This is a genomic window from Nitratireductor sp. WH36-1, from assembly GCF_058725515.1.
The window spans coordinates 2,914,780-2,936,947 of sequence record NZ_CM178970.1; the positions used below are offsets into that span (position 1 = coordinate 2,914,780).

The 22,168-nt window shown below is 62.1% G+C and carries 27 protein-coding genes; 10 read left to right on the top strand and 17 right to left on the bottom strand.

Going from position 1 to position 22,168, the window contains the following annotated elements:
* Positions 1-36: 36 nt before the first annotated feature.
* From cimA to cysS, 5 genes are all read right to left on the bottom strand, one after another.
* Entirely contained in the window at positions 37-1,668 is a 1,632-nt protein-coding gene (gene cimA, locus AC4PTT_RS14115) for a citramalate synthase (RefSeq protein ID WP_492161478.1), read from the bottom strand.
* A complete protein-coding gene (pip, locus tag AC4PTT_RS14120; protein WP_475078680.1) occupies positions 1,665-2,618 on the bottom strand; it encodes a prolyl aminopeptidase in 954 nt (317 codons plus the stop codon). The genes cimA and pip overlap by 4 nt, the downstream gene beginning before the upstream one ends.
* Positions 2,611-3,123, bottom strand: coding sequence for a GFA family protein (locus AC4PTT_RS14125; RefSeq protein WP_113154687.1), 513 nt, complete (start codon positions 3,121-3,123; stop codon positions 2,611-2,613). The genes pip and AC4PTT_RS14125 overlap by 8 nt, the downstream gene beginning before the upstream one ends.
* 86 nt (positions 3,124-3,209) lie before the next feature.
* The gene (locus AC4PTT_RS14130; protein ID WP_492161479.1) at positions 3,210-3,593 is read right to left on the bottom strand and encodes a VOC family protein; all 384 of its coding nucleotides are present in this window, start codon (positions 3,591-3,593) and stop codon (positions 3,210-3,212) included.
* Entirely contained in the window at positions 3,590-5,065 is a 1,476-nt protein-coding gene (gene cysS, locus AC4PTT_RS14135) for a cysteine--tRNA ligase (protein WP_492161480.1), read from the bottom strand. The genes AC4PTT_RS14130 and cysS overlap by 4 nt, the downstream gene beginning before the upstream one ends.
* 435 nt (positions 5,066-5,500) lie before the next feature.
* Here cysS and AC4PTT_RS14140 point away from each other — a divergent pair, with 435 nt between their 5' ends.
* Together AC4PTT_RS14140 and AC4PTT_RS14145 are read left to right on the top strand one after the other, a co-directional pair.
* On the top strand, positions 5,501-5,671 hold the full coding sequence (locus AC4PTT_RS14140) for a transcriptional regulator (protein ID WP_113154684.1): 171 nt from the start codon (positions 5,501-5,503) through the stop codon (positions 5,669-5,671).
* Positions 5,672-5,877: 206 nt separating this feature from the next.
* The gene (locus tag AC4PTT_RS14145; protein ID WP_492161481.1) at positions 5,878-7,161 is read left to right on the top strand and encodes an NAD(P)/FAD-dependent oxidoreductase; all 1,284 of its coding nucleotides are present in this window, start codon (positions 5,878-5,880) and stop codon (positions 7,159-7,161) included.
* 103 nt (positions 7,162-7,264) lie between these two features.
* Here the strand turns inward: AC4PTT_RS14145 and AC4PTT_RS14150 are convergent, their stop codons facing one another.
* Both AC4PTT_RS14150 and AC4PTT_RS14155 read right to left on the bottom strand, forming a co-directional pair.
* Complete coding sequence (locus AC4PTT_RS14150) at positions 7,265-8,020, bottom strand: SOS response-associated peptidase (protein ID WP_206546621.1); 756 nt, start codon at positions 8,018-8,020, stop codon at positions 7,265-7,267.
* Positions 8,021-8,038: 18 nt separating this feature from the next.
* Positions 8,039-8,608: a DUF2799 domain-containing protein gene (locus tag AC4PTT_RS14155; protein ID WP_492161482.1), complete on the bottom strand. Its 570-nt coding sequence runs from the start codon at positions 8,606-8,608 to the stop codon at positions 8,039-8,041.
* Between the two features lie 77 nt (positions 8,609-8,685).
* On the opposite strand from AC4PTT_RS14155, the gene AC4PTT_RS14160 reads away from it, so the two are divergent.
* The 7 genes from AC4PTT_RS14160 (at position 8,686) to AC4PTT_RS14190 (ending at position 13,548) form a co-directional block, all read left to right on the top strand.
* A complete protein-coding gene (locus tag AC4PTT_RS14160) occupies positions 8,686-9,096 on the top strand; it encodes an NUDIX hydrolase (protein WP_492161483.1) in 411 nt (136 codons plus the stop codon).
* 110 nt (positions 9,097-9,206) lie between these two features.
* Positions 9,207-9,578, top strand: a complete 372-nt coding sequence (locus tag AC4PTT_RS14165) for a TIGR02301 family protein (protein ID WP_113154680.1) — start codon at positions 9,207-9,209, stop codon at positions 9,576-9,578.
* Positions 9,579-9,587: 9 nt separating this feature from the next.
* Positions 9,588-10,379, top strand: coding sequence for a hypothetical protein (locus AC4PTT_RS14170; RefSeq protein ID WP_299937199.1), 792 nt, complete (start codon positions 9,588-9,590; stop codon positions 10,377-10,379).
* A gap of 83 nt (positions 10,380-10,462) precedes the next feature.
* Entirely contained in the window at positions 10,463-10,876 is a 414-nt protein-coding gene (locus AC4PTT_RS14175; protein ID WP_206546618.1) for a hypothetical protein, read from the top strand.
* A 107-nt stretch (positions 10,877-10,983) separates the two neighbouring features.
* Positions 10,984-11,841, top strand: coding sequence for a CAF17-like 4Fe-4S cluster assembly/insertion protein YgfZ (gene ygfZ / locus AC4PTT_RS14180; RefSeq protein WP_492161484.1), 858 nt, complete (start codon positions 10,984-10,986; stop codon positions 11,839-11,841).
* On the top strand, positions 11,841-12,455 hold the full coding sequence (locus AC4PTT_RS14185; RefSeq protein WP_113154676.1) for a YfbR-like 5'-deoxynucleotidase: 615 nt from the start codon (positions 11,841-11,843) through the stop codon (positions 12,453-12,455). Before ygfZ ends, AC4PTT_RS14185 begins: the two co-directional genes overlap by 1 nt.
* Before the next feature lie 199 nt (positions 12,456-12,654).
* Positions 12,655-13,548, top strand: a complete 894-nt coding sequence (locus tag AC4PTT_RS14190) for a mechanosensitive ion channel family protein (protein ID WP_206993589.1) — start codon at positions 12,655-12,657, stop codon at positions 13,546-13,548.
* Positions 13,549-13,614: 66 nt separating this feature from the next.
* Here AC4PTT_RS14190 and AC4PTT_RS14195 read toward each other — a convergent pair whose 3' ends face one another.
* Positions 13,615-14,403 (bottom strand): anti-sigma factor family protein, encoded by a 789-nt coding sequence (locus AC4PTT_RS14195; RefSeq protein ID WP_492161485.1) that lies wholly within the window; start codon positions 14,401-14,403, stop codon positions 13,615-13,617.
* Positions 14,400-14,915: a sigma-70 family RNA polymerase sigma factor gene (locus AC4PTT_RS14200; RefSeq protein WP_206546615.1), complete on the bottom strand. Its 516-nt coding sequence runs from the start codon at positions 14,913-14,915 to the stop codon at positions 14,400-14,402. Before AC4PTT_RS14200 ends, AC4PTT_RS14195 begins: the two co-directional genes overlap by 4 nt.
* A gap of 202 nt (positions 14,916-15,117) precedes the next feature.
* On the opposite strand from AC4PTT_RS14200, the gene AC4PTT_RS14205 reads away from it, so the two are divergent.
* A complete protein-coding gene (locus AC4PTT_RS14205; RefSeq protein WP_206546614.1) occupies positions 15,118-16,359 on the top strand; it encodes an MFS transporter in 1,242 nt (413 codons plus the stop codon).
* 7 nt (positions 16,360-16,366) lie between these two features.
* Here the strand turns inward: AC4PTT_RS14205 and recO are convergent, their stop codons facing one another.
* From recO to AC4PTT_RS14245, 8 genes are all read right to left on the bottom strand, one after another.
* Complete coding sequence (gene recO / locus AC4PTT_RS14210) at positions 16,367-17,107, bottom strand: DNA repair protein RecO (protein ID WP_475078699.1); 741 nt, start codon at positions 17,105-17,107, stop codon at positions 16,367-16,369.
* 18 nt (positions 17,108-17,125) lie between these two features.
* Positions 17,126-18,052 (bottom strand): GTPase Era, encoded by a 927-nt coding sequence (era, locus tag AC4PTT_RS14215; protein ID WP_206547356.1) that lies wholly within the window; start codon positions 18,050-18,052, stop codon positions 17,126-17,128.
* Positions 18,049-18,768, bottom strand: coding sequence for a ribonuclease III (rnc, locus tag AC4PTT_RS14220; RefSeq protein WP_206546611.1), 720 nt, complete (start codon positions 18,766-18,768; stop codon positions 18,049-18,051). Before rnc ends, era begins: the two co-directional genes overlap by 4 nt.
* 15 nt (positions 18,769-18,783) lie before the next feature.
* Positions 18,784-19,533, bottom strand: a complete 750-nt coding sequence (gene lepB / locus AC4PTT_RS14225; protein ID WP_113154669.1) for a signal peptidase I — start codon at positions 19,531-19,533, stop codon at positions 18,784-18,786.
* Between the two features lie 90 nt (positions 19,534-19,623).
* Positions 19,624-20,031, bottom strand: coding sequence for a holo-ACP synthase (gene acpS / locus AC4PTT_RS14230; protein ID WP_113154668.1), 408 nt, complete (start codon positions 20,029-20,031; stop codon positions 19,624-19,626).
* Positions 20,028-20,624 (bottom strand): DUF2062 domain-containing protein, encoded by a 597-nt coding sequence (locus AC4PTT_RS14235; RefSeq protein ID WP_206546610.1) that lies wholly within the window; start codon positions 20,622-20,624, stop codon positions 20,028-20,030. The genes acpS and AC4PTT_RS14235 overlap by 4 nt, the downstream gene beginning before the upstream one ends.
* A gap of 255 nt (positions 20,625-20,879) precedes the next feature.
* A complete protein-coding gene (locus AC4PTT_RS14240) occupies positions 20,880-21,701 on the bottom strand; it encodes a methyltransferase, TIGR04325 family (RefSeq protein WP_492161486.1) in 822 nt (273 codons plus the stop codon).
* Between the two features lie 93 nt (positions 21,702-21,794).
* Positions 21,795-22,112 (bottom strand): hypothetical protein, encoded by a 318-nt coding sequence (locus AC4PTT_RS14245; protein WP_492161487.1) that lies wholly within the window; start codon positions 22,110-22,112, stop codon positions 21,795-21,797.
* Between the last annotated feature and the right edge of the window lie 56 nt (positions 22,113-22,168).

The window sequence follows — 22,168 nt, forward strand, 5'->3', positions numbered from 1 at the left end:
TTTCATTTTATTGGTCCAGCTTTGCGTCAGGAGAAATCAGGCAGCGTCGACAGCCGCCTCTCCATCGCTGTCCCGGTTCTTGACCAGCTTGTAGATGATGGAGTCCATCAGCGCCTGAAACGAAGCGTCGATGATGTTGTCGGACACGCCGACGGTCCACCAGCGGGCGCCGCTGCCATCGAAGGATTCGATCAGAACGCGCGTGATTGCTTCCGTGCCGCCGTTTAGAATACGCACCTTGTAATCGGCCAGCGCCAGATCGGAAATCTCGCTCTGATATTTTCCGAGATCCTTGCGCAGCGCGATATCGAGCGCGTTGACCGGGCCATGCCCTTCGGCAACCGACATCAGCGTCTCACCATCCACGGTCACCCGCACCACGGCTTCCGACACGGTTTTCAGGTCGCCATTGGCGTCAAACCGGCGCTCCACCATGCAGCGGAAACCATCGACCTTGAAGAACTCCGGCACCCGACCGAGCGTGCGCCGCGCAAGAAGCTCGAAACTCGCATCCGCGCCCTCATAGGCATAGCCCTGCGCCTCGCGGTCCTTGACCAGCGAGATCAGCGTATCGAGGCGCGGATCGGCCTTGTCGACCGCAATGCCCCGACGCTTCAGCTCGGCGATGAAGTTTGATTTTCCGCCCTGATCGGAGACCATCACGCGGCGCGTGTTGCCGACGCTTTCCGGCGGCACATGTTCATAGGTTTCCGGCTCTTTCAGCACGGCGGAGGCATGAATGCCGGCCTTGGTGGTGAAGGCCGATGCGCCCACATAGGGCGCCTGTTGCTCAGGCGCGCGGTTCAAAAGCTCGTCGAAACCATGCGCCAGCCGCGAAAGATCGGCGAGCTTTTCGGCCGGAATGCCGGTGGTGAACCGGTCGGCATAGGCAGGCTTGAGCGCAAGCGTCGGCAGAATGGTCACCAGATTGGCGTTGCCGCAGCGCTCGCCAATGCCGTTCAGCGTGCCCTGCACCTGCCTGACGCCGGCCTCGACTGCGGCGAGCGAATTCGCCACCGCCTGGCCCGTATCGTCATGCGCATGGATGCCCAGATGGTCGCCGGGAATGCCGGCCGCTATCACCGCCTGCACGATCTCCCGGATTTCAGCCGGCTGCGTGCCGCCATTGGTGTCGCACAGCACCACCCAGCGACAGCCCGCATCGTAAGCGGCTTTGGCGCAGGTAAGCGCATAATCCGGATTGGCCTTGTAGCCATCGAAGAAGTGTTCGCAGTCGAGCAGCGTTTCCTTGCCTTTGGCGACGGAGGCCTCGACCGATGCGGTGATCGATTCGAGGTTTTCCTCATTGGTGCAGCCCAGCGCCACGCGCACATGGTAATCCCAGCTCTTGGCGACGAAGCAGATCGCATCGCTCTGCGACTGCAAAAGCGCTGCAAGGCCCGGATCGTTGGACGCCGAGACGCCGGCGCGCTTCGTCATGCCGAAGGCGACGAATGCGGCATCCGAGGTGCGTTTCTTGGAAAAGAAGGCCGTGTCGGTCGGGTTTGCGCCCGGATAGCCGCCCTCCACATAATCGAAGCCGAAATCGTCGAGCAGCTTGGCCACGGCGATCTTGTCTTCGACCGAGAAATCCACGCCCGGCGTCTGCTGACCATCGCGCAGCGTGGTGTCGAAAAGGTAGATGCGTTCTTTGTCTGCCATGGTCATTTGCCTGCGAATTGGTCGGTTGCCCGGATCAGACGGTCGAGAATGCCCGGTTCGGAGAAGGCGTGCCCCGCGCCCTCGATCAGGTGGAACTCGGCATCGGGCCACGCCTTGTGGAGCTGCCAGGCATAGTGCGCCGGGCACGGCATGTCGTAACGCCCGTGAACGATCACACCGGGAATGCCGGCAAGCTTGTGCGCGTCGCGCAGCAGTTGGCCTTCCTCGAACCAGCCGCCATGAACGAAGAAATGGTTTTCAATCCGCGCAAAGGCGATGGCGAAATCATCATCGCCATGCTGCTCCGTCAGCGAGGGATCGGGCAGAAGGGTGATGGTCTCCCCTTCCCACAGGCTCCAGGCCTTGGCCGCTTCAAGCTGGACAGCACGATCCTCCGAGACGAGGCGCTTGCGGTAGGCGGCCATCAGGTCGCCGCGCTCGGCCTGCGGGATCGGCGCAAGGAAGCGCTCCCACTTCTCGGGGAACATCTGCGACACGCCGAACTGGTAGTACCATTCGAGCTCGGCGCGGGTCAGCGTGTAGACGCCGCGCACGATGAGTTCCGACACCCGTTCGGGATGTGTCTCGGCATAGGCGAGCGCCAGCGTCGAGCCCCACGAACCGCCAAACACCTGCCATTTCTCAACGCCCATCATGGCGCGCAGCCGCTCGATGTCGGAGACGAGATGCCAGGTGGTGTTGGCCTCCAGTTCCGCATGCGGCAGGGAGCGGCCACAACCGCGCTGATCAAAAAGCATCACGTCGTATTTTTCGGGATCGAAGGCCCGGCGATGCGTCGGCCCGCAGCCGCCCCCCGGTCCGCCATGCAGGAAGACCGCCGGCTTCGCGCCCCGCGTCCCCACACGCTCCCAGTAAATCATATGGCCATCGCCCACATCCAGCATACCGCTGTCGAAGGGCTCGATCTCGGGATAAAGCGTGCGCAATTCAGTCATTTTCTTTGTCTTTCCGCCCGTTTGCGGGCAACGGCCATTCTTCCGTGTCGTGGTCGGGATGCTGATGGGAAACGAGCCCCCGCAGAAGCTCTGCGGCCTCCTCGTCATCGTCCGATGTGTATGCCGGCAGCGCCGATATGCCGTCCGTGTATGGCAGCTTGTTCTCCACGCCCCACTGCACGACCGGAGCGATATCCCCGGGCTGGTCGAAGGCGGCGATGGTGATCGCGACACCGTGCGGCGCTTCATAGGTAAGCGGGGTGCCGCAATCAGCGCAGAAGCCGCGCCGGACATGGGAGGAAGACTGGAAGCGCTTCGGTTCACCGCGCGTCCAGCTCAGTTTTGCCCCGGTGACGGAGACCAGTGGGAGCATGATGTTTCCGCTGGCCTTCTGGCACATGCGGCAGTGGCACACCGATGCTTCGCCCAGCGCGCCTTCGACATGGAAACGAACCGCACCGCACTGGCAACCGCCGGAATAGACGGGCTTGTTGTCGAGGCTCATTTCCGCTCCCTCCCTTATCCGCTCCATCTGCTTGTTTCTCCGCATTTATGCGGACGTCAGGTGATCTCACCTGACTGCAAAATGCTCTATGCAGGCCTGTGACAGACGGCTTCCACATTGTTGCCGTCGGGATCGAACACGAAGGCCCCGTAATAATCGGGGTGGTAATGCGGTCTGGGGCCCGGAGCGCCATTGTCACGACCGCCGGCTTCCAGCGCCGCCCTGTAAAACGCATCCACCTCGTCGCGCGTATTGGCGGTGAAGGCAATGTGCTTTGGCTCGCTCGCCGGCGCGCCTTCGCTCAGCCAGTAGACCGGCCGGTCGCGGCCATATCCGCCCACTTTCACGCCATCAGTGTGTTCCGGCGGCACCATCATGAGCAGCGATGCGCCGAGCGGCGCCATTGCCTTGTCGTAAAACGCTTTCGCGCGGTCGAAATCCGCCGTGCGTATGCCGATATGATCGATCACCGTTTCACCTCCCACTTCGTGCGACGCTCGCCGCTCTCAGGATCCTTGTAGTCCATCAGCTGGACGCCCTGCGCCGTAAGTTCATCGCGGATGCGGTCGGCTTCGGCGAAGTTCTTTTCGCGCAACTGCGTGAGCCGCTCCTCGACGGCGGTCTCCACAGCGCCCGTATCGATGGACGCGTCTGACACCTTTGCGGCGAACCATTCGCTTTCCGTCTGCCCCAGCAGCCCGAGAAGGCCGGCGCTCGCCTTGAGCGCCTGCCGCGCCTCATCATTGCCTTTGGCCGCTTCGCTGCGCAATTCGTGCAGCGCCGCGATGGCGCCCGTCGTGCCAAGATCATCGCTGAGCGCGGCCACCATGTCCGCGCATCCAGCACCACCCGCCGCGACATCGCCAATGGCGCGGTACCAGCCATCGAGTACCGCTTCGGCCTCTTCCAGCTTGCGCACCGAAAAATCGATCGGCTCGCGATAATGGGTCATCAGCATGGCAAGCCGCAGCACCTCGCCCGGCCATGAGCGACCGCCGAACACTTCCGTCTCCAGAAGCTGGTTGATGGTGACGAAATTGCCTTCCGACTTGGACATCTTGCGCCCCTCCACCTGGAGGAAGCCATTGTGCATCCAGTAGCGCGCCATGACATCGCGGCCATGGGCGCAGCATGATTGCGCAATCTCGTTTTCATGGTGCGGGAAAATCAGATCGAGGCCGCCGCCATGAATGTCGAACTCCTCGCCCAGATAGGCCGCTGACATGGCCGAGCACTCGATGTGCCAGCCGGGCCGGCCACGGATCGTCACCGCCGCGCCGCCGATGGTGAACTGCGCGTCCCAGCCCGGCTCATCCGCAGAGGACTGCTTCCAGAGCACAAAGTCAGCCGGGTTCTTCTTGTGCGCCTCGACGGCGATGCGCGCGCCGGCCTGCTGGTCTTCCAGCTTGCGCTTGGAAAGCCCGCCATAAGCCGGCATGGAGGCCGTGTCGAAAAGGATTTCCCCATTCGCTTCATAGGCATGGCCGCGATCCATGAGAGTTTGAATCAGGCTCGCCATGTCGGTCAGCCCGTCGGCGCGGGGCAGAACGAACTCGGTTGCCCGCGGCTCGATTGTCGGCCTCAGGCAGCCAAGGGCCGCCACATCGGCGTGATACTGGTCGGCCGTTTTCTGCGTGACCTCGCGGATCGCCTCATTGAGCGGCAGATCCGGATAGTCGCGCCGGGCGCGTGCGTTGATCTTGTCATCCACGTCGGTGATGTTGCGCACATAGGTGACGTGATCCTCGCCATAGAGATGGCGCAGGAGCCGGAACAGGATGTCGAAGACAATGGCCGGGCGCGCATTGCCGATATGCGCATAGTCATAGACCGTCGGCCCGCACACATACATGCGCACCCTGTCCGCATCGATGGGGACGAAGTCCTCTTTGGCCCGCGTCAGCGTGTTGTAGACCCTGAGGCCCTTGAAACCGTTCGTCATCCTCGCCTTCCGTTTTCAACCCATCGTCGCGCCGGTGCGGTTCTGCACTGCGGGCACGGCTCACTCCGGCCGTCTGGCCTGGGCGTTTTTCTCGTCGGGAAAGGAGGGCGAAAACGTCCGGACCAGCGGTTTGGCGCTAGCCGATAATGCAAATGCCGATAATGGCGCACAGCGTTTTCATAGGCGTTCTTATCGCCGCCGGCAGCAAATGCGTCAAGACTAAAAGCTGAAAGCCAAAAGGCTGGGGATGAGAAGCAAAGCCGACTTTGCGGCCCTAAAGAGGTATTGCAAGCACAGGGCCATTGTGAAGGAATTGTTAAGGCTGATGCGGCAATTTTAAAGATGCTTCTTCCGGCTGGGCGATCTGTCAAGATTTTGTCGGATTCGGTCCCCATCTGCTCGGAAGGGACGACAACGCGGAATCAAGGAAGAGTTATGCCCCGCGATATGAACAAGCCAGCAGAGTATACCGCCGAACAGGACAAGCTTCTGCTTAGCCAGTATCATGCGGTTGGTCCGGCAGCGATCAATGCCGCTCTGCAGTGCAAGTCTGAAAAGCCTGCACCGGCACCCCGTCAGCACCCCTACGACACGCAGACCGACTGAGGTTTTGTTCCGGCGACAGCCGGAGCGTGTGGCAAGGGGCAGCGCAATCTCCGAACACCGTGAGAACGGTGGTGAGGATGGTGTGTAGCGCGTTTTGACCACTTCAATGCGACGTTCGCATGAAGTGATGCGGATTTTTCGCTTGGATCGCCAGCGATCGGCATGTGAAGTGTCGCGGCAATCCAAGCGTTGAATGAGCCCGCATCATGAGGAACGACCCGCTTTCCCACGGCCTGTGGGAGAAGACCGCGCCCCCCGCCCCGCAAACCGAAACGCTGTCTGGCGACGCCAGGGCGCAGGTCGCCATTGTCGGCGGCGGTTACACCGGGCTGTCCGCAGCGCTGTTTCTGGCGGAAGCCGGCACGGACGTGGTGCTTCTGGAAGCCGAGGAAATCGGCTTCGGCGGCTCGGGACGCAATGTCGGCCTCGTCAATGCCGGCATGTGGGTGATGCCCGACGATCTGCCCGGCATTCTCGGCGAAACCTATGGCGAGCGCCTGCTCGACCTTCTGGGCGATGCGCCGCGCGTGGTGTTCGACCTGGCGACGCAGCACGGCATGGCCTGCGAGGCGATGCCTGTCGGCACGCTTCATTGCGCTGTCGGCGAAAGCGGCCTCGCGCAGCTGGGCGAACGCGCCCGGCAGTGGCAGGCGCGCGGTGCGCCGGTCAGACTGCTTGATCGCGAAGAAACGCGCGCGAAGGTTGGCAGCCAGACTTTTTCCGGCGCGCTTCTCGATGAACGCGCCGGCACCATCCAGCCACTTGCCTATGCGCGCGGGCTTGCCCATGCGGCCCAAAATGCCGGCGCACGCCTTCACACCGGTTCCCGCGTCACGAAGGCGGAGCGCAGCGGCAGCAACTGGCGGCTGGAGACTTCGACTGGCGCACTGACGGCGCGCCATGTCATCGTCGCCACCAATGCCTATACAAACTCGCCCTGGCCGCAGATCCGGCAGGAGATCGTTCACCTCCCCTATTTCAACTTCGCCACCCCGCCGCTGCCGCAAGCCGTGCGCGACACGATCCTGCCCGGGCGTCAGGGCGCGTGGGACACGAAGCAGATCCTGACCTCCTTCCGCTGGGACCGCGAGGGCCGGCTGGTCTTTGGCAGTGTGGGCGCTCTGAAAGGCACCGGACAGGCCATTCACCGCGCCTGGGCCGAACGCGCCATTGCGCGGCTTTTCCCCGAACTCAAAGGCACGCGGTTTGAAAACTGCTGGTATGGCCATATCGGGATGACTGCCGACCATTTGCCAAAATTCCACCGCCTCGGCGACAATGTGATCGGCTTTTCCGGTTACAACGGTCGCGGCATCGGCCCCGGAACCGTGTTTGGCAAGTCTCTGGCAGACTTGATTCTGGGCCGCATCTCCACCGACGAACTGCCCCTGCCCGTCAGCGATGTGACGACGCAGTCCTTCCGTGGCGTGCGCGAGGGCGTTTATCGCTATGGCGCGGAGGCAGTGCACCTTCTGCGCACGGTGTTTTAGAGCGTCCTTTGTGCGTTCATTCGGATGCACAAAGGACGCTCTAACCTATTGAACCTGCGCATCGTGCTTTCCGAAAATCGATTCCGATTTCCGGGCCGATGCTCTAAAAAAGATCGAGCTGCCCGCCATCGTCACGGGGTTTGGGCGCAGAGCGCGCCTCTTCACGGCGCTCCACACGCTCCTGAAGGTCCGGGCCGACATTGGCCACCTTGTTGACCCGGTCTGAAACGGGCACTGCCTCGAAGAAATCCGGCTGGGCCGGCTTCAGGAGATCGGCCACGTGGCGCGGTTCCTGATTGAGGCAGTCGAGCCAGCGCTCGAAATCCTCGGGCTGGATCACCACCGGCATGCGGTGATGGATGCCGCGCAAGTCCTCATTCGCCTCGGTGGTCAGGATCGCGCCGGTGTCCATTTCGGTTCCGCCCGGTTCCGACCAGCTTTCCATGAGCCCGCCAAACGCAATCAGCCCGCCCTGCTTCGGCCTGATCCAGTAAGGCTCGGCCTTCTTGCTGCCGACGCGCCGCCATTCATAGAAGCCGTTGGCCGGGACCAGCGTACGGCGATGGCGCATGGCCGTGCGAAACGACGCCTTTTCAGCCGCCGTCTCGGAGCGCGCGTTGAACAGCAGGGAAAGATCGGCGGGGTTCTTCGCCCAGGACGGGATAAGCCCCCAGCGCACGAGCATGGTCTGCCGCGCCGGGAGATTGGAGCCCGGCGCGCGCGTCGGACCCGACATTGCCATGAGGATCGGCTGTGTGGGCGCAATGTTGTAGCGCGGCGGAAACGGCTCGAAATCCGTTACCGCCAGAAGCGACTGCACCGCGTCGGGCGTCGATGTCAGGGCAAAGCGACCACACATACCGGTATCACCGGCGACCTAGTACCGGCCGCCTTCCTCATAGAGATAGCGATCATAAAGACGCTGGGCATCGCGCAGGCGGCCCTCGGCGAGGAACAGCTCCGACTCTTTCAGCGAAATCCGGTTGCGCACCTTGCGGCGCTCCTCGCCCTTGGCCGCATCTTCCAGATCGTCATAGAGACGCTCAAGGTCACTCTTCAGCCGGTCGTAGTCAGACTGGGCGTCGTGTACGCGCTTGCCAACCCGATAGGCGTTTTCAAAACCGGGAGCGATGCGCGCCGGGCACGAATTGGCATAGCTGCGGCCTTCGCGCCCAACGCTCAAACCGTTTTCAGGCGTGCAGTAGCGGCGAATGCCGTCTTCCCAGCCCGAACGCCACGCGTTCTCATCGACCGGCAGATTGTACTTCACGCAGGCCCCGCGGTGCCGCTGGATGTAGGAGGTGCTGCGGCCGGCAGCGCCATCGCTGCGCCCCAGATCGCTCCAGTTTACCGTTTCGCACTGGGTCTCGTTTAGCGTTGCGCACGCCGAAAGCGACAGCATGGCCACCAGACCGGCGACAAGTTTTCCGCTCCTCAATGCCTGCATGATTGCGTTCCCCCAACTTATCAGAACATAAATATAGTGCCGGACTTTTGGCGATGAACGGAGAGGATGCAAGGCTTTTGCCGACTAAACCAAAGGAAATACGCGCCGTATCGGCCGCAGTACAAAAGAATGGTTGCTTTCTTCTGGTGCGCCGGGGACGCGCCCCGGCGAAGGATTACTTCGCTTTTCCGGGAGGGCGCGTGGAGGCGGGCGAAACCGCCGAACAGGCGCTGGCCCGCGAGCTTCTGGAGGAAACCGGACTGACCGTGACGACCGCCAGCCCCTATCGCGAGATCGTGCTGAACGGGGACGACGCGAAGACCTATCGGCTCACCGTCTTCTGCGCCACGGTCATGACCGGTGAGCCGGTTGCCGGTGACGATGCAAGCGAAGCCGGCTGGTTTTCCGCCGATGCGTTCGCCGCCATGCCGCTGACCGACAGCACGCGCGAAATCATTGAAGAACTGCAACACCTGCCCGCCTCTTGAACATGGCCTGGAGAATGCTCTCAATCTTGCCACTTTCTTCAAGGCCATGTGCCATACTCTGGAAAAGCACGGGGTTTGACAGTCTGGGGCTCGCTGGGTGACAACACGGCATGCGTAGAGGATCGGTAAGAACAGGGCTTCTGGCCGTGATCGTGATGGCGACACCTGCCGCGCAGGCCAATGACGCCAGCTATGAGAAGCCGCTTTTGCAGCTCGCGGAGGTGATCGGCTCCGTCCATTATCTGCGCAACCTGTGCGGCGAGAAATCCGGAGCATGGCGCGAGAAGATGGAAGCGCTTCTCGAAACGGAAACGCCGACGCCGGATCGCCGCGAAAAGCTGATCGCCAGCTTCAATCATGGCTACCGCTCCTTCGCCGGCACCTATGAGAAGTGCACGGCGCAGGCTCTGGCCGCCATTGACCGGTATATGGAAGAAGGTTCGCGCCTGTCCGAAGAAATCGTGCAGCGCTACGGAAACTGAGACCTGATAATGATGCGGCATCTCCTGAACGTTCAGAGCCTTGCAACCCCGCTGTCGCTGGCCGGGCCCGGATGGCGACTTCTGGCCGGACCGGTAGCGCTGCTGCTGACCATGGGGGCCGCCACCCCGGCGCTGGCGCTGAGCGAACTGCATGAGGCACCGGCAGCGGAAGAAGAAGCAGACACCGACAGCGTGGAGCGTGTTCCGCTTCCCCCGCCCATCCGCATGCCTGCCGGAAACAGTGAAACGCCCGGCGACGCAGAGGGTGCGACGCCCCTGAAGGACACCCCCCTGCGCGACACGGTGCGTCCTGACACCGAGATCGGCAAGGATATCCCTCAGGTTCAGTACGATCTGGAGCAGCTGCCCGAACCCGTGCGCCGCATGCATGGCCTGATCGTTGAAGCGACCAAGAGCGGCGATCTCGAACAGCTGCGCCCGTTGATCGGCAACAGCGAAACCGGAACGCGCCTCTCGCTGGGCCTTCTGGAGGGCGACCCGCTTGAGCATCTTCTGGAGTTATCAGGCGACGAGGAAGGTCAGGAAATTCTCGCAATCCTGCTGGAGGTTCTGCAGGCGGGTTATGTGCATCTCGATCAGGGCACGCCGCAGGAAATGTATGTCTGGCCCTATTTCTTCGCCCTGCCGCTGGAAACGCTCGACAAGAAGCAACGTGTGGAACTCTTCACGCTCGTCACGGCCGGCGACTACGAAGACATGAAGAGCTTCGGCGCTTACATCTTCTATCGTGTGGGCATCACGCCTGAGGGGCGCTGGTCCTTCTTCGTCGCCGGAGACTGACTGCAAGCGAAGACCGCATTTCTTGCAATCGGGCACTGCGCCCCCATATCCAATTGAGTTTCAGGGAGGAACGCATGAACGGGATGGCGCAGCCTCGAGCCGGTGCTTTTGCAACTTCCAAAAGCTCGGGCCAACGAACGCGGCTGGTGCGCCGTGTGGTGCTCTTTCAGGTCAAACTGATGGCCGATGGTCTTCGCGACGTGGTCATGAGCCCGCTCTCTCTGGCTGCGGGCCTGTTTGGCCTTCTGTCGCGCGATGGCAGTGCGGAAATCTATCTGGATCGCCTGATGCGCTTTGGCCGCGACACGGACCACTGGATCAATCTGTTCGATCACCGAAGTGCTCAAGGAACCGACAGAGGCCCCTCCCTGGACAGCATCGCCGATGAAATCGAAGATGCGATCCGCCGTGATTATCAGGATGGCGGGCTGAGCGCGAAAAGCGCGAGAACGCTCGCCGAAGCGGCGGCGCGGTTGCGTGAAAAGACCGGGCGCTAGGGTCAGGACCCTGGGCACGGCCCCAGACAAAGAAGCCGGGTTGTCGCCAGCGCAAAAGCATCCTAGCTAGAGGGCAGGCCCTATCTAGAATCTTCCCCGGATCAGCCATGCCGACCTGCCATCTCGACAATCGCGCGCTCTTCACGCTTGAGGGCCCCGAGGCCGAACATTTTCTGCAAAACGTGATCACCACGGACCTCGCAAAGCTTGGCTCCGGTGAGTGTCGCCCCGGGGCGCTTTTGACGCCGCAGGGCAAGATCCTGTTCGATTTCCTGATCGCAAGGGCGGGCGACGAAGCATTCCGCATCGAATGCCGGGCCGATATTGCAGCAGATCTGGTCAAGCGCCTCACGCTCTACAAGCTGCGCGCCAAGGCTCAGATTTCCTCGCCTGAACAGAGTGTTATCTCTGTTTCATGGGAAAGTGATTCTGGTTCTTCATACAGTGATTCAACCGTAATTGACCGACGTTTCCCAGAAACCATCGCGGTCTACCGGCACTATGGAGATGCGCCCGCACAGGATGCCGGCGTCGAGGATCTGGACCGCCTGCGGATCGCCCATGCCGTTGCAGAAAGCGGCAGCGACTACGAACTCGGCGACGCCTTTCCCCATGATGTGCTTTTCGACCAGAATGGCGGCGTCGGCCTCAGGAAGGGTTGCTATGTCGGTCAGGAGGTCGTCTCGCGCATGCACCATCGCGGCACCGCGCGCCGCAGGCTTCTGATCGCTCAGGCCGATGCAGACCTGCCCGCCGCCGGAACCGAGCTCAGGGCCGGCGGCAAACCGCTGGGCACGCTTGGAACCGTGTCCGGCAAACAGGCGCTCGCCATCGCCCGGATCGACCGGGTGAAGGACGCGATGGACGCCGGCAACCCGATCACCGCAGGCGAAACCGAAGTGACCCTCGCCATTCCGGCCTGGGCGACGTTCACCTTTCCGGCCAGTGACGGAGATGCGGGCTGATGGCGGCCCCGACGGCAAAGACCGGAATGCGCGCCTGGCAGCGCATGCTTTCCGGCCGCCGCCTCGATCTGCTTGATCCCTCGCCTCTCGATGTGGAGATCATCGACATCGCACACGGGCTTGCGCGCGTCGCGCGCTGGAACGGGCAGACAAGGGGTGACCACGCCTATTCCGTCGCGCAGCATTCCCTTCTCGTGGAAGAAATCTTCAGCCAGCTTTCGGGCGACGCAACGCCGGACCATGCGCTCGCCGCGCTTCTGCACGATGCTCCCGAATATGTGATCGGCGACATGATCTCGCCCTTCAAGGCAACGCTGGGCGATGATTACAAATCCGTCGAGAAGCGGCTTCAGACAGCCATCCATCTGCGCTTCTCGCTTCCGCCCGACCTCTCGCAAAAGCTGAAAAAGGCCATCAAACGCGCCGACCAGATCGCCGCCTTCTACGAAGCGACGCAACTGGCGGGTTTTGAGGTTCCCGAAGCGGCGAAGTTTTTCGGCCGCCCGCGCGGCATGCCACCGGAAGGCATCGCAATCGCCCCCCAGCCGCCCAGACTGGCGCAGGAAGCCTTCCTCGCGCGCTTTGCGGAAATCGAGCTTGGCCGGCAGGGCTGAGCAGCCGGCTTTGTATTCTCCTCCCTGTCACGCCGGATTTACAGCCGGATGCAAGGCTTGTTAGACACGGGTGTTCGCCGGCTTTCGCAGTCGAGCGCCTGTCGGCCGCTCACGGCGCGCCGCACACAAAGGGAGGGCAAGTTTCTTCCAGCCCTCGCACGCCGCAAACGACCACAATGGCACGGAGACGTCCCCCACAATGGAATTTAAAACTGAGACCATCACGACCGCTGCCCAGGCGGCCTGGGCGGAGGTCAGCGCATTTGCTGTTTCCTACGCCTTCTCGATTCTCGGCGCCATCATTCTCATCATTGCTGGCTTCATCGTCGCAAACATGGTCGAGAAATGGGTGCGCCGCACGCTCGAGCATTTCCGCTCCTTCGACGCCACGCTCACCAGCTTCCTGTCCCAGGTCGCCCGCTATGCGGTTCTGGTTCTCGTCGGCGTCACGGTACTCGCCCAGTTTGGCGTGCAAACCGCCAGCATCATTGCAGCGCTGGGCGCCGCCAGCATCGCCATTGGCCTTGCGCTTCAGGGCACGCTCCAGAATGTGGCGGCCGGCATCATGCTGCTGGTCCTGAAACCCTTCCGGGTCGGCGAGTTCGTGGAAGCCAGCGGCATTTCCGGCACCATCCAGGCCATTGGCCTCTTCGCCACGGAAATGAAGACCGTCGACGGCCTCTACATTCTCGCGCCCAACAGCTCGCTGTGGAACACCTCGGTCACCAATTATTCGCGCAACTCGCGCCGCCGCAACGACCTGGTGATCGGCATCGGCTATGGCGACGACATCGATCTGGCGCAGCAGACCATGATGGATCTGGCCGCTGCCGACGAGCGCATTCTGAAAGATCAGGAACCAGTGACCTACGTGTCCGAACTTGGCGACAGCGCCGTGGCCGTCACGCTGCGCTACTGGACCTCGACCGCCGACTGGTGGCAGACGCGCCTCGACATGACGAAGGCGGCCAAGCAGGCCTTCGACGAGAAGGGCATTTCCATTCCCTTCCCGCAGCGCGATGTGCATTACCTGCCGCTCGACAGCAAGAAGCCCGCCTCCGGCGGCGCCACAAAGGCTCTTGCAAAAGGCTGAACCAAACCGTTCCACCCGTTCACAGGATGGGTGGAACGCCTTTTCTTCAGAGCAACCAACCCGGCATCACCTGCCGGCGATCAGCTGGCGATAGGTGGCATTCGCCAGCTCCAGCAGCTGCGCTTGCGGGATCGCACCGGCCACGGTGTAGGAAAACCCGTTTTCATGCCAGTAGAAGGCGCGGCTACCCTCCTCCTCGAACAGGCGGAAGCCTGTTTTCTCATCCTGAAGGCAGTGCGCGACATAAAGAGAAACCCGCTCGCCTTCCGGGTCTTCATACATGAACTGCGCTGCCGCCTTGTCGCCCGAAGGCAGAAGCCGTCCGCCCATGAGGTCGAAACCCTCCGGTCGCAGATCAGGCGCCACCAGCTGCGTGCCCACGCGATTTGAAAGCCAGCCGACCAGATGGTTGCGATCACTCGCCCCAACCTCGACCACATGCAGCTTTTCCGACGCGTAGACCTGATGCGCCGCGACCGCCTGCCCCACGACTTCAAGCGTGGCAAGCGTTTCTGCACCACTGAAGCCTGTGCGCCCTGCCCAATATCCGGCACTCGCCCCCACTGCCAGAAGCAGCGCGGCAGCCGCTGCAACCATGCTGCGGCGGCGCGCCGGGCTTTTGCGTCGACCGGCTCCCAGCCCCACATCAGATAATCGCTGCGGCGGCTCCTCACCGGTAAGCCCGGAGAGCGTCTCGCGCAGAAGCGCACGGTCGGAAGCATAGCGCGCGCTGAGCGCCCGCATGTCGGGTCGCGCCATGAGCCAGGCTTCATAGGCAGCCATGTCCTCGGCCGGCAACTCGCCATCGAGCGCAAGGTGGATGTCTCTCTCATCAAAGCTGCGTTGCGTCATCATTCCACCGCCTTGAGAATGCGCCGCCGCCGCGCAAGATCGAGCACGTCACGCAGATCCTGCCGCCCGCGCGCCACGCGCGACATAAGCGTTCCGGTCGGAATGTCCAGAACCTGTGCAGCCTCGGCGTAGCTCATGCCCTCCACGCCGACCAGCAGAATGGCGGCGCGCCGCTCGGGCGCCACGTCCTGAAGGGCGTCGAGCACGTCGCGCAGATCAAGAACGCCATTCTGTTCCGGCGCGCTCGACAGATCCGGCGCATCGAACGCCACCTGATCGGACACCTCGCCACGCCGTTTGCGCGCGCGGACGCCATCCACGAAAAGATTGTGCATCAGCGTGAAGAGCCATCGGCGCGGCGACGTGCCGGTCTGCCAGTTGTCAAGCCGCAGAAAGGCGCGCTCCAGACAGTCCTGCACGAGATCGTCAGCGGCATCGGCATCATGCATGAGCGCGCGCGCATAGCGCCGGAGCCCCGGTATCTCGCCGACAATCGCCTTTCGTCTGCCGTCCATGCCCCTGCCCGTCTTTCGGACGGGTCCTGATGCTTCTTTTACATCAACGCTTCTGTCCGCCGGTTTATTCCCATGACGCCAGCTAAATTATGAGAAAAACTGATCTTTCGTGCACAATTTGTCGATTAAAACAGTTGCACTGCTGAGCTAGGTTGCACGCCGAAACGTCCTCCCACACTGGAAGCGCAAGGCGAAAACTCCCATGACACAGCAAAGCACCAGCCGGGATGCCGGCCAGCCCTCTTTTCCCTGGCTGGTGGTTGTCTGCGGATGCCTGATCGCGGCACTGAACTTCGGCCCACGTTCGGCGATGGGTTTCTTTCAGCTCCCGCTTCTGGCCGAAACCGGCTGGGACCGCACCACATTCGGCCTTGCCATGGCGATCCAGAACCTGCTCTGGGGCGTCGGTCAGCCGATCTTCGGCGCGATAGCAGACCGGTTTGGAACCTGGCGGGTTCTGGCGCTTTCTGCGGTGATCTACGCTGCCGGTCTTCTGATGATGTCGATGCCCACCAGCGAAGCCATGCTGCATATCGGCGGTGGCGTGCTTGTGGGGCTCGGCGTCGCGGGCGGCTCCTTCGGCATCATTCTTGCGGCCTTCGCGCGCAGCACGCCTGCCAACAAGCGCAGCCTGATCTTCGGTCTGGCGACAGCCGCCGGCTCGGCCGGCATGTTCGTCTTCGCCCCGATCAGTCAGGGGCTGATTGATGCATTCGGCTGGTCGGACACGCTTGTCTATATGAGCATAGCCATGCTGGTGGTGCCGCTTCTGGCAATCCCGCTCGTCGGCAATGCCGCCACCGCCAGAAACAGCGCCGAGATCTTCAAGCAGACCATCGGCGAAGCGTTGCGTGAGGCTTTCGGCCACCGCAGTTTTCTTCTGCTGGTTGCGGGCTTCTTCGTCTGCGGTTTTCAGGTCGCCTTCATCACCGCGCACTTCCCCGCCTATATCGGCGACATCGGCATTGATGCGCGCTATGCGGTAATCGCGCTGGCGCTGATCGGCTTTTTCAACATTATCGGCTCTCTGGCGTCCGGCTATATCGGTCAACGCTATTCAAAGCCGGGCTTCCTGTCGCTGATCTATATCGCGCGCTCCATCGCGGTGACGGCCTTCCTGCTCCTGCCCCAGACACCCACAAGCGTCATCATCTTCGCCATCGTCATGGGGCTTTTATGGCTCTCCACCGTGCCCCCGACGAACGGTCTGGTGGCGATCATGTTCGGCACGGGCCATCTGGGGCTTCTGGGCGGGATCGTGTTCTTCTCCCACCAGGTCGGCTCCTTCCTGGGCGTCTGGCTCGGCGGCTATCTCTACGACATTTTCGGCAGCTACGATCCCGTGTGGTGGCTTGGCGTTCTGCTCGGCCTGTTCGCCGCCGTGGTGCACATGCCGATCCGGGAAGCCGCCGTTACGCGCCCGTCCCTCGCCCCGGCAGAATAAGCGAAGATCAGTCCGCGGCGCGCTCGGCGCTACGGGCCAGCGCCAGCAGGAAACCACCGCGCGCATCGGGCTCTTCCATGCCGCGCGGCTCGTATACATTGCGATGAAAGAAGAAGCCGGTCAGCCGATAGGCGTCATCGAGCGCTTCGCGCGTCGTCTCCGCCGTGTTCCGCGTGGTCAAAAAAGCCGGCAATGGCAAAAGCTTGTCGCGCCAAGGCGTTCCGGCCTCCTGCGTCACCGCACGCCCCGATTTGGGAGAGACATAGGCCAGCCCTTCGCGGCTTCCCGTTAGCGCGCATTTTCCAAGGTCGAGCCCGAAACCCAGCTCATCCAGAAGCGCCAGCTCGAAGCGCACCATCAGAGGCCCGGCAATCTCGGGCTCGTCCAGATGCGCCGTGATGACCTTGAGTGTTTCATAGAGCCCGGCATGCGCGTCGCGCTCGGGCATGAGCCGCAGATGTGCAGCCAGAAGCTGGATGCCGTGAATGGCGACGGCCGAGGCGAGCAATCGCGCGGCGTTGAGCTCCAACGGTTCGACCTGAAACGCGCCCAGATGCTCTTCGAGCCGGGCGCGCCAGACGAGATCAACACGATTGCCCGGCTGCAGGAGTGGCTGCATGCGGCGTGACCGGCCGCCCTTCACCAGCCCCAGATGACGGCCATGCGCCGCCGTCATCGTTTCAAGGACGACGCTCGTCTCGCCATACTTTCTGGCGCCCAGAATGATCCCTTCGTCGCGCCATTCCATGCGGCCACTGTCCTCCCGTCAGGACGGGAATTCAAGCCCCATCTCGCGGTAGCGCTCTGGGTCATTGCCCCAGCCTTCGCGCACCTTCACGAACAGGAAGAGATGAACCTTCTGCTCGAGAATATCAGCGATTTCCTCACGCGCGGCCTGTCCGACGGCACGGATCGCCGAGCCCTTGTGGCCGAGCACGATTTTCTTCTGGCTGTCGCGTTCCACATAGACGACCTGGTCGATGCGCACGGACCCGTCCTTGCGCTCCTCCCATTTCTCCGTCTCCACATGGATGGCGTAAGGCACTTCCTGATGCAGCCGCAGAAACAGCTTCTCGCGCGTGATCTCGGCGGCGAGCTGGCGCATCGGCAGATCCGAAATCTGGTCTTCCGGATAGTACCAGGGACCGACCGGCAGCGTTTCGGCGAAATAGGAAAGCAGGTCATCGCAACCCGAGCCCTGCAGCGCCGAGACCATGAAGGTGCGCTCGAACGCCACCGCCTCATTGGCCTTTGCCGCCAGCTCAAGAAGGGTTTCGCGCTTCACGCGGTCGACCTTGTTGAGGATGAGGATCTTGGGCTGAGCGACGTCCTTGAGCTTTTCAAGAATGGCTGCCGCATCTCCCTTGATGCCGCGTTCGGCATCGATGAGGAACGCCACCACATCGGCGTCCTTGGCCCCACCCCAGGCGGTGGTGACCATGGCGCGGTCGAGCGTGCGGCGCGGGTTGAAGATGCCCGGCGTGTCGATGAACACGATCTGCGCACTCTCATGGGTGGCGATGCCGCGCACGATGGCGCGGGTTGTCTGCACCTTATGGGTGACGATGGACACTTTTGCGCCCACGAGCTGATTGAGCAGCGTCGATTTGCCGGCATTCGGCGCGCCGATCAGCGCCACGAAGCCGGAGCGGGTTTCACCCTGCGGGCTGTCAATCGATATGTCTTCACTCATGATACGTTCTCGTTTCTATGCCAGACGCCTTCGCGCTCCAGCATGGTCGTGGCCGCCGCCTGCTCGGCTTCGCGCTTGGAGCGTCCCTTGCCGAATGCGGGGTCATAACCCTTGATCTTTACGGCGACCGAGAAGACCGGATCGTGATCCGGTCCCTGCCGATCGTCAACACTATAGGCTGGCGTGACGCCAGCAACCTGATGCGCCCATTCCTGCAGCGCTGTCTTGGGATCGCGTCGGTCAGCGCCCTTGGCCCGCGCGCGCGATCCCCAATGGGTGCGAACGAATGTGCGGGCCGCGTCGATCCCCGCTTCCAGGAAGACGACCGCAATCAGGGCTTCCATCACATCGGCGCGCAGATTGATCTGTTTGCGTGTCGCAGCCCCACGCAAATCGCTGCCCATATGGATCAGCGGGCTGATATCCAGTTCGTCGGCGACTTCGGCCAGCGTCTCGGCATTCACCAGCGCATTGAGGCGCACCGAGAGTTCGCCTTCCGGCGCTTTGGGAAAGCTTTCAAAAAGCAGTTCGGCAACGGCCAGTCCGAGAACCCGGTCGCCGAGAAATTCAAGACGCTGATAATCCACGCCCGCGCGACCGCGCGCGCTGGAATGCGTCATCGCTTCCTCGACCAGCGCGGCGTCCTTGTAAGCAAAGCCGGTGCGCCGGGACACTTCAGCGACGAGCTGGGGTCCGCGCAGTCGTTTGACAGCCATGGTTTTTGGCAAGGCTCAGTCGACCCAGTTGAGAATGCGCGACGGGCGCACTTCCGACGGCCAGCGCCACAGCTCAAGCGGGCTCGCTCCGCCGGCGATGGAGAAGAAGATCACATTGGCGCGGCCCACCAGGTTTTCAGCCGGCACGAAACCGACCGAGAAACGGCTGTCGGCAGAGTTGTCGCGGTTGTCGCCCATCATGAAGTAATGGCCTTCAGGAACCACGAACTCACGCGTGTTGTCGCCCAAGCCGGTCTCCGTCAGGTCCAGCGTCTCGTAGGAAACGCCATTGGGCAGGGTCTCGCGATAGACATCGACCGGGCGGTCCATCTCCGTGATGTCGGGATCGGTGATCTGGCCAAGCTTCTCGCGCTGCACCGGCTCATCATTGATGAAGAGAACACCATCGCGCATCTGGATCTTGTCGCCCGGCAGGCCAACCACACGCTTGATGTAATCGATGGACGGGTTCGGCGGGAACTTGAACACCACCACATCGCCGCGCTCGGGCTCAGACGCCCAGATACGGCCGGAGAACAGCGGCGGCGAGAACGGCAGCGAATGGCGAGAATAACCGTAAGCCCACTTGGTGACGAACAAATAGTCGCCTTCTAGCAGGGTCGGACGCATCGAACCCGATGGAATGGAGAATGGCTGAAAAAAGAAAGTGCGGATAACCAGCGCCAGAATAAGCGCCTGGACGATCACGCTCACCGTCTCGCCTGCCCCGCCCGATTTCTTCTTCGTCTTGTCAGCCACGCTCATTACTTCCTCGGTTCGACTGTTTCGGCACGGTCTTATCGCGCCAGAAAGGCGGCGGCAATGCGACAACGCTCCCTTGCGCAGTTTTCAGCCTCAGTTTCCCGTGTCGGGAACCGCCTCGATAATCACGAATGCCTGAGCCAGCGGAAAGTCGTCGGTAATGGTCAAATGGACAAGCACTTTCATTCCAGGCGGCGTCATGTTCATGGCGTGCTCGCGCGCGCGTCCAGAAAGCTCCATGGTCGGCTTGCCGCCCGGCAGGTTCACGACGCCCATTTCGCGCCAGAAGACACCGCGCGAAATGCCCGTGCCCAACGCCTTGGAGCAGGCTTCCTTGGCTGCGAAGCGCTTGGCGTAGGAGGCAGCACGCTCGCGGCGCTTGTCAGACTTCGCGCGCTCCACCTCTGTAAACACTCGCTGCGTGAACCGTTCGCCGTAGCGATCGAGCGTTTTTGCGACGCGTCGAATGTCGATCAGGTCGCTTCCGATACCGATAATCATGAACTTGTTGCCGTCCCTGCACCAAAGGCCTGCTGGTTCGCCCTGCGGCGTGCGCGCTCGGCAAGGCGTTTGCGGCGCTGCTCACGAAACCCGAAAACCGCCCAGCGTGTCAGAAAATAAAAGACCAGAGCGAAGGTGATCCCGAGCGGCAGAGCGCCGATGGACATGGGCTTCAGGAGTGGCTCCCAGAGCTGCGAGAATTCGAGATGGCTCAGCATCTTGCCCAGATGGATGGGCGCTCCCTGAGGAATATCGCCGCCGTAGAGGATCATGCGCCCGGTCTCGAGCGTCGCGCCCCAGATGAAGGGGAATGTCAGCGGATTTCCAATGGCGGTGCCGATGGCCGAGGCGACAAGGTTTCCGCCCAGGCACCAGGCCAGACCGGCGGCGATGAAAAAGTGAAAGCCCATGAAGGGGGTGAAGGACGCAAAAACGCCTGCCGCAACGCCGGCTGCGATGGCATGCGGCGTTGCCGTGAGCCGAAGGGCCCGCTTTACGAAATATTGTGCGGATCGCCAGAAAGACCGACGCGGCCAAACGAGGGTTCGCGTCTTTTCCCATAAATCGGCAGGTTTTCTACGTCGAAACAACATCGCGACTACACCGCACCCCCGAATGCCAACATGCTTCTCCCCCAGCACTCCGATCCTATAAGACCGACCTCCTTAACGGCGCGTTCCCGCAAACCGGTTTGTGCATCGATATAGGCAAGCTGAGACAGATGGGGCAAGGGCAACCACTCGACCAATTGCGCTTCCGAAGAGATGGCCGGAAACGCGATTGTTCTAAGCGCCTGAAACGGCAGAATTTTGACGCCGCCGATCAATCAGTGACCGCATGACGCGCGGCTATGAAACGCGCGCCATGTTCCTGTCCTGAAGCATGTAGCCGCGGCTTTCGCTCCAGCCGAGTTCAGGGTGACTCGCAACCTGATGCGCCAGATACTGGATACGCCAGCTGTCGACGACCTGATAGCCAAGCGCCTCCAGGTCATCCAGAAAGCGGGCCTTGTTGCGGATATGGTAGGGCAGATAGGTCGGCCCGCCACGCTGCAGCGTGTAGACCGAAGGCCCTTCCCTTAAGGCGACCTTGTTGAGAAGAATCACCCTTGGCCGCGCAGGCAGGCTTTTGACGAAATCGGGAAACGGCATATCCAGATATTGCAGCAGCCCCGAGCAAAGCAGGATGTCCGCTTCTTCTATTTCCTCAAGGCAATCGCAAAACGAGAGTTGCGCCTCCAGACCTTCGGAAACCGCCATCTCCCTTCCCGCCTTCACCATCGCCGGCAGTTCATAGACCTGCCATTGCACCCTTGAGAGGTCCAGAAGGTCACGAAAGGCACGGAACTTGGTGCCCACATGCCCGCCGGCATCCAGAAGCCGCAACGGCGCGCCATTGCGTGCGCGCAACTCCCGTTCGAGCCAGAAGAGGATCGGGTAATCCCAGTCAATGACCCGGCTCATCTTGTCGAGCGCAACGGGCACGACCGCTTCGTGATCGTAATCCGTCAGCGCCCAGCCCGGCGCTGCGCGCACGGCGCTTTGCCGGTCTGGATATGCGCCCGTCAGCTCCGCACGGCGGGCGACGAGATGCAGCTTTGAAAGGGCGGAGCGGAACGGCCGGGCGGCGCGCTTGATCCCGCCACTGTCGAAATGCATTAGAGCTTTCATATCAGCCTCTCTTGAACAGAAGGAGCGTTCCTCCCCGCGCCCGGACGAACGCACGGCGATGCGTGAGGCGTTCAGATCGCGCGGGGAGAATGTTCAGGAGAGGTTTTGACGGGGCGGCTTGAGCAATCGTTTAGCCTGAAAGGCGCAGATGTTCTCTGCCGGATCAGCGGCCAGACACGCGGCGAAGCGCACAGGCCGGATGGCATGGAAAGATGACTGCCCCATGGGCATGCAGTGAAGAGCGCAGCAGTCCTGAGCGGAGGCATCCACGTCATCATGAGCATAGCCCTCCGGCCCATGATCAGCGGCGACTGCAATCACGCTTGCGGTTGCCATCTCGGGAGCCGGGTGGGCGCTGGCCCCAGGCATTGGGTAGAACAGCAAAACGATCAGGGTGAGAACCGCGATCACCCCGCCTACTCCCAGTCTCGCCAAAGGCGTATCTTGCCAGAAACAGCGCATTCGGC